Source organism: Cytophagia bacterium CHB2 (assembly GCA_030263535.1).
Taxonomy (GTDB): Bacteria; Zhuqueibacterota; Zhuqueibacteria; order Zhuqueibacterales; family Zhuqueibacteraceae; genus Coneutiohabitans.
This window is the reverse complement of record SZPB01000223.1, coordinates 1-10717: the sequence shown is the minus strand read 5'-3', so window position 1 is coordinate 10717 and position 10717 is coordinate 1. Positions and strand designations below refer to the sequence as shown.

Annotated in this window: 8 protein-coding genes; 7 read left to right on the top strand and 1 reads right to left on the bottom strand. The window is 54.0% G+C overall.

Going from position 1 to position 10717, the window contains the following annotated elements:
- The first annotated feature begins 158 nt into the window (after positions 1-158).
- Positions 159-791 carry a hypothetical protein gene (locus FBQ85_19440; protein MDL1877310.1) on the top strand — a complete coding sequence of 211 codons (633 nt, stop codon included), beginning with the start codon at positions 159-161 and terminating at the stop codon, positions 789-791.
- Between the two features lie 32 nt (positions 792-823).
- Here the strand turns inward: FBQ85_19440 and FBQ85_19435 are convergent, their stop codons facing one another.
- Positions 824-2254 carry a hypothetical protein gene (locus FBQ85_19435; GenBank protein MDL1877309.1) on the bottom strand — a complete coding sequence of 477 codons (1431 nt, stop codon included), beginning with the start codon at positions 2252-2254 and terminating at the stop codon, positions 824-826.
- A 350-nt stretch (positions 2255-2604) separates the two neighbouring features.
- Between FBQ85_19435 and FBQ85_19430 the strand changes: the two genes are divergently transcribed.
- The 6 genes from FBQ85_19430 to FBQ85_19405 all read left to right on the top strand — a co-directional run.
- A complete protein-coding gene (locus FBQ85_19430; protein ID MDL1877308.1) occupies positions 2605-3927 on the top strand; it encodes a colanic acid biosynthesis glycosyltransferase WcaL in 1323 nt (440 codons plus the stop codon).
- Positions 3928-4055: 128 nt separating this feature from the next.
- On the top strand, positions 4056-5012 hold the full coding sequence (locus FBQ85_19425) for a glycosyltransferase family 2 protein (GenBank protein ID MDL1877307.1): 957 nt from the start codon (positions 4056-4058) through the stop codon (positions 5010-5012).
- Positions 5013-5216: 204 nt separating this feature from the next.
- Positions 5217-5990 (top strand): WecB/TagA/CpsF family glycosyltransferase, encoded by a 774-nt coding sequence (locus tag FBQ85_19420; protein MDL1877306.1) that lies wholly within the window; start codon positions 5217-5219, stop codon positions 5988-5990.
- A gap of 50 nt (positions 5991-6040) precedes the next feature.
- On the top strand, positions 6041-8002 hold the full coding sequence (asnB, locus tag FBQ85_19415) for an asparagine synthase (glutamine-hydrolyzing) (GenBank protein MDL1877305.1): 1962 nt from the start codon (positions 6041-6043) through the stop codon (positions 8000-8002).
- A gap of 423 nt (positions 8003-8425) precedes the next feature.
- Positions 8426-9937, top strand: coding sequence for a hypothetical protein (locus FBQ85_19410; protein MDL1877304.1), 1512 nt, complete (start codon positions 8426-8428; stop codon positions 9935-9937).
- Between the two features lie 95 nt (positions 9938-10032).
- Positions 10033-10717, top strand: a 685-nt coding sequence (locus FBQ85_19405; GenBank protein ID MDL1877303.1) for a UDP-N-acetylglucosamine 2-epimerase (non-hydrolyzing), incomplete at its 3' end; no start/stop codon positions are given.

Sequence of the window (10717 nt, the reverse complement as noted above, 5' to 3'; positions counted from 1 at the left end):
CAATCAATAGGAACGCTGTATCTTCTCCACTTTCTATTTGAAATAGTCCTGAATCTTGCTTTAAGATTTTTCTCATCTCCGCCTCAAAAACATTAACCGGGTTTCACTATCTGTTGCCGCTGCTTCCTTTTCTTGCAATTTCAGCGGCGCATGTTGCCGTGGCGCAATTGCAAAAACTCTCCACCACCCGCATGCGCGCAATGGCGCTCGCGGTGCTGCTTGTCCTTACGCTACAACCGCTGTATCGCAGCGCGGCTTTCAATGACCGGCTAACCCGTATCGACACGCGTTCGCTCGCCAAGGAATGGGTGGAAATACATATCCCAGCGGGGACAAGGATCGTCATCGACAAGGGCCGCTACCGCAGTCACTGGGCGCCGCCGCTGGAGGAATCTGTTGCTGCGTTGCAGAGAATGCTTGCCGCCACCGATGATCCCGGCAAACGCGAATTTCTGCAAAAAAAACTGCAACATCTGTCAGGCATCACTTACGATTTGATTTCCACGGAATGGGGAACGAAAATTGAAAGCTTGGATTACTACAAGACGATTGGCGTGAAATACTTTGTCATTTCCGAGGATGTTCGTGCATGCTTTCTGCGGCCTAATGCGAAGCGTTTCTTCCCGGCCGCGGCAGCCTTTTATGATGCGCTCGCCACACGCGCGGATGTCGTTCTCCTGCGCACGTTTGATCCGGCAATCGGACAAAACCCCGGGCCCTGCATCAAAATTTATGGCTTTCGCGAGGCTTTAGCTCGGTCAGCAGAAATGGAAGTTTTGTGTGCGAAATAGCCCTCTGGCCTGCAAGCAACACGTCATGCTGATCATTTTCCCTTGATCTGCTTGTCGATTGCAGGTGCCAGCAGACTCTTGTTTTTTTCTGTGTGAATCGTTCCTGTCAAGGTCATAATCGAAAATGCCGGCGCGCCAAATTTCAACTTATGTGATGCGATCCGGTACTCGGAGCCGCGTACATGGTTCTCGCCGGCGGAAGTTCGATAACTTTGCAAAGTCGACAAATTTAGATTTTGCACGTTAACGGACACTTGCAGGGCAGTTGCCAAACGGTTAATAAAAACGATTTGTGCACTATTTTCTCCCTGGTGATGAAACGCGCTGACCAAGAGATCGTGATGATCAGACTGGGCTGCGATCCGCACAGCGCCAGCGGGAATATGCCAGGAGAACTGTCCCATTGCATAAAAAATCGGATTACGGCTGGCATCGGGATTAACGGCATAATCTCTTCCCAGCAACGCCCACTGAAAACCCAGACTGGCGTTGCCATGAGTGAGAATGTTATGCCACATCTGTGCGCATTCGAAAGCCCACGGCCACGTTGTGTTTGGAATGTGCCGCGGCGTGGTTCCAACTTCGGTGTAATAAACCGGCAGCCCGCGTGCAGCCGCTAACCTGGCAATACTCGCGAAGGCTGTGTTCCATTGGTCAGGGCCGCCTTCGACATAATATGTGTGATACGATATCGCGCTCAAGAACGAGACGGCAACAGAATCGTTCAACAAGGCGGGCACCCACACTTCGGGATCGAAATGGGGTGAGGCTAAATCCGGCGCGACAATTTTTGTTGTGAGTCCCTCGCGCTTGAATTTCGCACCGACGATTTTGATCATGTCCCGCAGCTCTTCGGGTGAATATTCCATGAACGTGCCATCCGGTTCATTGGCCAAAACGATTTCGGAAATTTCGATATTGTGGCGGTCGCGCGCCCACAGCAGATATGCCGCAACCGACTCTGCAAACTCGGGATAACGGCTGCACGTCAGGCGGCGATGATTCTTTTTAGCAGGATCGCTTACCATCCAATCGGGAAGGTTCCAGATTCCGATCATCAGCCTTTTATCAGGGAGGTTGGCAATTTTATTCATCATAGCGAAATCGCTTTGCACCAACAACGCGGGCACATCGCGCTGGTGAAAACGCGCGGCAAAGTACTCCCAGTTAAAATGATGCGGGTCGTCATCGTCGTTCTCCCTTTCCCAGCTATCGAACTCCGTCGCCATGCGTACGTGTGTGATGCCTGATTCCTTGAACGCAACTGTGTAAACCCGTTCATCCGCCCAGCCATTCCACTTATTCAAAATCCAGCTATAGGTATTGCCGCCCCACCCATGAATCGTTTGAAATGTGTCGCCGCCGTCAATCGTGACAATTGCTTGCGCATGTGCGAGGGTCGCGCCGCAGAAGACGAAACTCGCGCACAGGTGTTGCAAAAACGGACGCGATAATATTGACATGCCGATTTACTCCTCGTAATAGGTTTGCATTTATGCGGGTAGAACTGCCGTTTGCTTACCGAAGATGCCTATGAAATGCGTAAGCAGTTTTTGAACTCACCGGTCAAAGCGGGTTCAAACATGATAGCAGCTTTGCCCGCCGGGTGTTACGCTTCATTCCACTCCGCGCCGTTGTTCTAGAATGAAATGTGACGGCGAGAGGGAATTTTTTCAGGACAAGAATCATTTCCGCGATAACTTTAAAAATAAGGTGTGGCGTTCGGACGCTCGTCTGCGTATTTCCTGGCATTGCCCTTGCTCAAGGAGAAATTATCACCCGGCAGGCTCGCTTCAAAAATAAGGAGATTTGAATGATTCGCATCGCTTACATCGTCACGCGGTTTCCAAAATTATCGGAAACGTTCGTGTACCGTGAAGTTCTCGAGTTGCGCAAACAAGGCGCTGAGGTCGAGTGCTTCTCGATACATCGTCCGCTGCCGGAGCCACTGCCGCCGGAGGCGAAGGCATTGTCACAAGAAACGACCTATCTCTGGCCGCCGCATCTTCTGCGATTCCTGCTCGGGATATTGAAACTCGTTGCGCTCTATCCCGGTAAATTTTTCGAAACCTTGACTTTTTTTCTGCGGCGGGCGCCTCAAAATTTCAGCGGGAAGCAGCGCTTCGTGTTGCATTTTCTCGAAGGCGCATATCTGGCGCATCTGTGCCGGCAGCGCAGCGTCGAATACATTCACGCGCATTTTGCCAACGGCCCTTCCAGCGTGGCATTAGCCGCGCATATGTTGAGCGGCATTCCGTTCGGCTTCACGTGCCACGCGCAGGACATTTATTCCGACCCGCTCATGCTCGATATCAAAATCAATCGCGCGCAATTGCCCTTGACGATTTCGCAATACAATCGCGAATACATCTTCGAGAATTATTTCCTGCAGAACAGGGCCAAGCTGCGCCTGCATCGCGTTGCAATCGATCTTGCGCATTTTCGCCCACGCCCTCGCGCGGTTGCGAGCGGAGATTCCCCGTTGCTGGTGGCCATTGGCCGGCTCGTTCCCAAAAAAGGCTTCATTCATCTTATTCACGCCTGCGAACGGCTGGCGCAGCGCGGCATCGCTTTTCGCTGCCAGATTATCGGCGAAGGGCCTGAGCGTGCGGCCTTACAGGACGCCATTCTCGCCGCCAAACTAGAGGATACGGTGAGCTTGCTCGGCGCACAACCAGACGTTAAAAAATATTTGCATGAGGCAGATATTTTCGTGATGCCCTGCGTGCTTGACGAATCCGGCGACCGCGACGGCATCCCCACGACGCTGATGGAAGCCATGGCCATGCAAGTGCCGGTGATCTCCACCAACGTTTCCGGCATTCCCGAATTGGTGCGACACGAGCAAACCGGGCTTCTGACTCCGCCGGAAGATGCGGAAGCATTGACACATGCGATTTGCCGTTTGATCGTTGACGAAAAACTCCGGCAGGAACTCGCCGCCTCCGGCCGGCGCCACATCGAGTTGCATCATGATCTCGCGACGAATGCCGGACTGCTTCTGCAAAACATTCTGCGGCGCTCCTCCTCGCGCGACGATCATACCGATTCGAGATATGATGCGACGATTGCGAATCGCATGTCCAGATGGAAGAGCAATCACTTCGCTGGAAACATGCAAGCGTCGTTTGCATGAGTTTTTCATATACAACCAAACCGAAGCGCCTCTGATCCGCACCGCCGGGTTAGAAGCCGTGGGGTTTGAAATTCAGAGTTGAGGCCTGCAGTGCTTGGGCCGCGGACAAAACATGCCATAGTGCGAGGATGACAATCATGCTGGGAACCTATGCCATTATCTCACCGGTGCGCAACGAAGCCAAATATCTTGATCGCACGATTCAATCCGTCATCAAGCAAACGTGGCGGCCGGTGGAATGGGTGATCGTTGACGACGGCTCTTCCGACGATACGGCTACAATCGCCGAAACCGCAGCGGCGCAACACCCGTGGATCAAAGTCATACGCCGCGCGAATCGCGGCTTCCGCGAACCTGGAAAAGGCGTGGTGGCAGCATTCAACGAGGGTTTGGCGCAGCTTGGCCAAAAACAATCTGATTTCATTTGCAAGATGGACGGCGATTTGGAGTTTGCGCCAAATTATTTTGCCACGCTCTTGCGAGAATTCGAGCGGCGGCCAAACCTGGGTATGGCGAGTGGCGCGACGTTTTTGCAAAGGCCCAACGGTAAAGTCATGCAGGAAAAAGTTGCGCCCAATTTCGTGGTCGGCCCCATCAAGCTGTATCGCCGCACATGCTTCGAAGATATCGGCGGCTTGGAGCCGCATCTGGGCTGGGACACGATCGATGTTTATCGCGCCCGCATGTGTGGCTGGGAAACCGCCAATTATCCCGATCAGGTCGTGATCCATCTGCGCCAAATGGGCACGGCCAAAGGCATCGTGTGGGGAAAAATAAAAACCGGCATGGGTGAGCACTATTACGGCTCGCATCCGCTCTTCGTGCTGGCGCGCTGCCTCTATCGCATGAGCGAGCGGCCTTACGGCATCATCGGTTTGTCTATCGCGCTGGGTTATATGAAAGCGCTGCTGCAACGCAAGCCGCGCATCAACGATCCGCAGTTCATCAAATTCTTACGCGCCGAGCAGCTTGCGCGTTTACGGCAAATGCTCATGCCCTGGAGGCGCCGTGCTGCGACCGCAGCAATCCATTTGAACAAAACACTAGCGGCGCCTTCCCGGGTCTCCACCTTGACGCACGGCTGACGGATTGCATGGTTTGCAATGCTGCGATCACTTAATCTCTGGATTTTAATTCGTGTGAGCCGAAAGCATTTCGCGCCGTGGCAGCGCGGTAATTCCAATTTCGAAGGACCACGCGCTTAATGCAACAGGCCATCCGTTGCAAGAACATTTGACTAACGAGCGCCTTTTCAGACGGACACCAACTAACCTCAGGATAAAGCAATCATGAAAATCGACATTCTCGGCATCAAGGTGGATCGGGTCGGCATGTCTGAAACGATTGCGAGGATTGAAAAATTCATTACCGACGGCATTCCACGCATCGTTATCACGCCCAATGTCGATCATCTCATCAAAGCGCGCAAGGATAGCGACTTCAAACGCATTTATGCTAGCGCCGATCTTTCCGTGCCGGACGGCGTGCCGCTGCTCTGGGCGGCAAAATTCCTCGGCACGCCACTGATCGAACGGGTAAACGGCACCGATTTGTTTGAAGCATTGTGTGCACGCGCCGCCGGCAAGGGCTATCGCATCTTCTTTCTCGGCGCGGCGCCGGGCATTGCCGCAGCCGCAGCCAGGACATTGGAGCGACGCCATCCCGGACTCCAAGTTGTCGGAACCTATTCACCGCCGTTCGATTTTCTCGAATCTGCGGCAGAAAACCAAAAAATCGAAGACATGATTCGCGCCGCCCGGCCGGACATTCTTTTCGTTGGCCTGGGCGCGCCGAAGCAGGAGAAATGGATTGCTCGGCACCGGCATCGTTTGCTGGTGCCGGTGAGCATCGGCATCGGCGCATCGTTTGAATACGTTGCCGGCTGCACGGCGCGGGCGCCGTATTGGATGCAACGAACCGGCTTGGAGTGGCTATACCGTATCGTCGAAAATCCTGGACGTTATTGGCGGCGCTATGCGGAGGATATGGCTTTCTTTCCGCTGGTTTTTGCACAACGTCTCAAACGTCTGTCGCAAAAAGGCACGCCGCGCCCGGCGTATTAAACAAACCAATTCGTTGTTGCAAGTGTAACAGTAAGAATGGCAAAGAAATCATGTGTGGCATATCAGGAATTTTTTTTGTTGATGAACCTCGGCCCGGCATGGCGAGCCGCATCCATCGCATGACGGATACCCTCCGCCATCGCGGCCCGGACGATGAAGGCTATTGCCTGGTCAACAGCAAAACCGGCGCTTGCCGTTTCGCCGCCGGCGCGGAATCCGTGGAGGAAATTCGCAACGCGCTGCCTACGATCGACGGGCTGGATCAAGAGCCTTATGATTTGGCGCTTGGACACCGGCGCTTTGCGATTCTCGATCTGACAGCCGGCGGGCATCAACCCTATTTCGATGAGCGCAGCAACATTGGCGGCGTGTTCAACGGGCTGATCTACAATTACAAAGAGGTCAAAACCGAGCTGGAAGCCGAGGGCGTGTCCTTCTACACGGATTGTGATACGGAGGTGCTCTTCAAGGCCTATGCCTTCTGGGGTGAACGCTGCTTTGCCAAATTCAACGGGACGTGGGCAGTCGCGATTTATGATTTCAACAAACGCGAATTGCTTTTGTCGCGCGACCGCCTCGGCAAGAAACCGATTTATGTTCATCGCACGCGCAACGCCCTGTATTTCGCCTCAGAGATCAAAGCGATCCTGCGCGTGCTCAATACCGAGGTGCGCGTCAACGAACGCGCCGTGTTTGATTATCTCATCGGCGGTTATCGCGATCTCTCGAATACCACTTTTTATGAGGACATCGAAAGCCTGCCGCCGGCTTCCGTGTTGCGCATCAACGCGCGGGGCGAAACCGCTTCTTCGAAATATTGGGACTTGCATTCGAACCGCGACAGCGCGCTCGCCTCGGCAGCGCCTGGTGAAGTTGCCAAAGAGTTGCGGCGCATACTCGAAGACGCGGTGCGCATTCGGCTGCGCGCCGATGTCAATCTCGGCATCGAGTTGAGCGGCGGCTTGGATTCTTCTTCGATCGCGGGATTGGCCAGCACCGTTCAGCCGCGGCAGCTTTCCTGCTTTACGGTGGAATATCCACAGACGAAGTGGAACGAAGAGCCTTACGCGCGCGAAGTCGCGATGCGCTTTAAAATGGACTATCATGTCGTGCGCTCGCCGGAACGTTGGTTTTGGAATGACGTCAATGAATTCGTTGCTTTGCACGAAGAGCCGTTTCATTCGCCGAACTTGCACACCCAGCAGGCGGTGTGGCGGCTCATGCACGACACCGGCATTCGCGTCATTCTGTACGGCGCCGGCGGCGATGAAGTATTCGCAGGGTATCGCAAAGAATACTTCTATCGCCATCTGCGCGATTTATTGAAACGCGGGCAAATCGCTTCCTTCGCGAAAAATTTCATGAACTTTTCCGAGCTTTCAGCGCACGAGCTGCTGGCCAAAGCCTGGCAGCAGTTTATGCCCAAGCCCAACAACACGCTGCCGGCGCACAGCTTATTCACCAACGGCTTGGCCCATTTTCCCATGCTTGCGGCAAACGGCGGCACGGCAGAAGCGCAACTGTACATGAACATGACGGAGCTGAAGATGCCGTATTGGCTGCTGTCGAATGACAAGAACTCGCTTGCCATTCCGGTCGAAGTGCGGGCGCCATTGCTGGACTATCGTTTGGTGGAATTCGCGTTTCAGTTGCCGGTGGGCCTGCTTATTCGCGACGGCTGGTTGAAATGGATTTTGCGCAAAGCGATGGACGATCTGTTGCCGCCGGCGATCACGTGGCGGCGCAAAAAAATGGGATATCCGTTTCCGCTGCAAGACTGGCTGTGGAATTCGATGCGCACGATCGAGACGCTCCTGGCGGAAAGCGAGAATCCCTATCTCAATCGCCGTTACGTCTGCGAGAATCTCCAGCCATGGATGGCGCAACAGCCGGACCTGGTTTGGAGAATTCTAAGCCTGGAGTTGTGGCATCGCTGCTTTATTCGTAAACAAAAAGTCGCTAGCCTGCGCCCCCGCGCCGCAAGCCGGCCGGCCACGTTGAGGGCAGCCTAGACAATAAGTTCTTTGAAGTTCCCTCTCCCACTACATTTCGTTGCCATGCCTGGTCTCGTCATTTGAGGCCAGGCATTTTTGTTTAGCTGGGGCCCACTGGGGGGAACCGCCATGCGGCTGCCGGCGATACCGCTTTGAAAACGCTCCACTCGAAAAAGGTTATCTCGAAAACAAGCAAGACTGCTTTTGGCGACAATGTGCAAGGCCTGCAAAAGTGCGATGCCTGGCAAAAGCTGCTTCATTTCGTTGCTCTGAATTTAAAACCGGAATAAATCGTTACATCCAAATCGCTTCACAGGCACGAACGAGGTTACGATCAAGCACTGCCGCTCTCGTGATTACCTGCGTTTATCACGGTGATTACAGGCAACAGGCGATAAGTGCGCTCGTGGCGCGCCCCTTGCAAAGGTGAAAGGCAACTAAATGAAATGTGAATACGATCACACCAACCGATTTTTCGACAACGCGATGCAAAACAAAATCGATAAATCTGCAATCCTGTTTCTGCTCATTCTAATGCTCGGAGCCGGATTGCGTGCTTGGGGCTTACACGAACAGAGCCTGTCTTCCGACGAATTGCTAGAACTGGCTATCGCAAAAAAATCGGTCGCGGAAATTATCATCGAAGGCGACGGATTTCCTCCGCTGTATCATCTTTTGCTGCACGGCTGGTTGAAGCTATTCGCCCACGATCTCGCCGCGCGCTGGCTCTCGCTGTTGTTTGGTTGTGCAGCCATCCTGGCGATGTGGAAGTTCGCGCCCTGGCTTGAAACTCCAAAATCCCGTTTGTGGGCAACGCTGCTACTGGTGTTGTCGCCGTTTCATATTTGGTACGCGCAAGAGGCGCGGGCTTACTCGTTATACCTCTTGCTGGCTTTGTTGGCGCTCGGTTTTTTGGTTCGCGCAGCGCGCACGGATCGTTGGCAGGATTGGGCGGCTTATGGATTGGCCGCCACTGCCGGCATGTTTACACATTATTATTTTTCAATAGTGATTGCCATGGGCTGTGTTTTTCTTCTGCTCGAAAAGAGAAAATGGCAGGCGTTGAAGCGCGCGGCCGTGGCGCACTGCGGATTGGCGGTTTGCATTCTGCCGGCGCTTGGGCTGTTATTCGGCGACCTCGCTTTTCAGACCAGCACCATTCTCTCGCGGAGGGCGTTCACGATCGCAGCATTCGGTTACACGTTTTTCTCCTTCATCGCCGGTTACGCCGCAGGTCCCTCACTCCGTGAGCTGCACACGGCTACGCCGAGCGAAGCGATTATCTCCGCTCTGCCCTGGCTCATACTCCTGGTAAGCGGCATTCTTATTCTGCTGTTCAACAGCCGGCGCGACTTGAATGTCAGCATGTGGCGGCAACGCCTCGCGGTTTGGACGCTGCTGCCGGTGTTGCTCTGCGGTGTGCTCGCCGAACTGCTTGTCGTCAGCTTTAAGCTGCAGTACGTCTTGTGGGCTTCGCTTCCAGTGCTGATTGTGCTAGGCCACGCCCTTGCGCTGAGCTTCATCCGGCGCTCGACGCAGATTGCGATACTAATTCTGTTTTTCGTGTTTGGCGCCTCATTGTACAATCGCCGTTTCGATCCGGCGTATCACAACGACGACGCGAAAGCGCTGGCCGGCTATCTAAAATCGCAAAGCGACCAGCAAACGCCGATCTTTGTGATGGCGTGTTACATGGCCGAGCCGTTGCGCTACTATCTCGGCAATGATTGGCGCATTCATCCGCTGCCGGATGTCGGATTTCAAGCGCAGCATTTAAATGAAGCATTGCAGATTCTTGCACCACATTCTACCGGGCATACGCCCTTCTGGCTGGTTTATACACGCGCCTATCACGGCGATCCTACGGGAAAATTCAAGAAAACGATTCTTGCAAAAGGTTTAGTACAAGCGAGGACTGAGCTTGCTGGTATCGAATTGTATCAAGGAAATTGAGGTGGCTTATGGATTATTTATCCGCTGAAACCAAGCACATCAGAGAATTCCGCGCAAAAGACGAGGGCGCATTGGGCATCGTTCGCTCTACCGCTATGCGCAAAAAATCATTGCCGCCCGGTGGGCACAGACAGTTAAAGATCGCCGCCGTTTTCGGCACCCGGCCGGAAGTCATCAAGCTTTTTCCGGTAATCAAACAACTCGAAAAGCACCCAAACCTGCAAAGCCTGGTGATCTCAACGTCGCAGCATCGCGAGATGATCGACGAGCTGCTGCCGTTGTTCGATCTGAAGCTCGATCACGATCTCAACATCATACAGCCGAATCAATCGCTGACGGATATTTCCACGCGCGCACTCGCCGGGCTGGAGGCTATTTTCCGCCAAGAACGTCCGGACTTGGTTTTGGTGCAGGGCGATACCACCACGGCTTTTGCCGGCGCGCTCGCCGCGTTTTATCACAAACTTCCCGTCGGCCACCTCGAAGCGGGTTTGCGCTCTCACGACAAGACGAGCCCCTATCCCGAGGAAATCAACCGCCGGCTCATCGCCACCATTGCCAGCTTGCACTTTGCACCGACCGTGAAGAATGCCGTCAACCTGTATCGGGAAGGCGTCCATGTCGAAGATATCTTTGTGACGGGCAATACCGTGATCGATGCTTTGCTTCACATTGCTGCGCGTAAACGCGGAATCTTGCGTGACTATCTTCCTGCCGCAGCGTTGCAGGCGCCGCGCATGATTTTGGTGACCGCGCATCGCCGGGAAAACCAGGGCGCCT

Coding starts and splice junctions, on each gene's coding strand:
- FBQ85_19435 (MDL1877309.1), bottom strand. CDS start 2,254: ATGTCAATATTATCGCGTCCGTTTTTGCAACACCTGTGCGCGAGTTTC.
- FBQ85_19430 (MDL1877308.1), top strand. CDS start 2,605: ATGATTCGCATCGCTTACATCGTCACGCGGTTTCCAAAATTATCGGAA.
- FBQ85_19425 (MDL1877307.1), top strand. CDS start 4,056: ATGACAATCATGCTGGGAACCTATGCCATTATCTCACCGGTGCGCAAC.
- FBQ85_19420 (MDL1877306.1), top strand. CDS start 5,217: ATGAAAATCGACATTCTCGGCATCAAGGTGGATCGGGTCGGCATGTCT.
- asnB (MDL1877305.1), top strand. CDS start 6,041: ATGTGTGGCATATCAGGAATTTTTTTTGTTGATGAACCTCGGCCCGGC.
- FBQ85_19410 (MDL1877304.1), top strand. CDS start 8,426: ATGAAATGTGAATACGATCACACCAACCGATTTTTCGACAACGCGATG.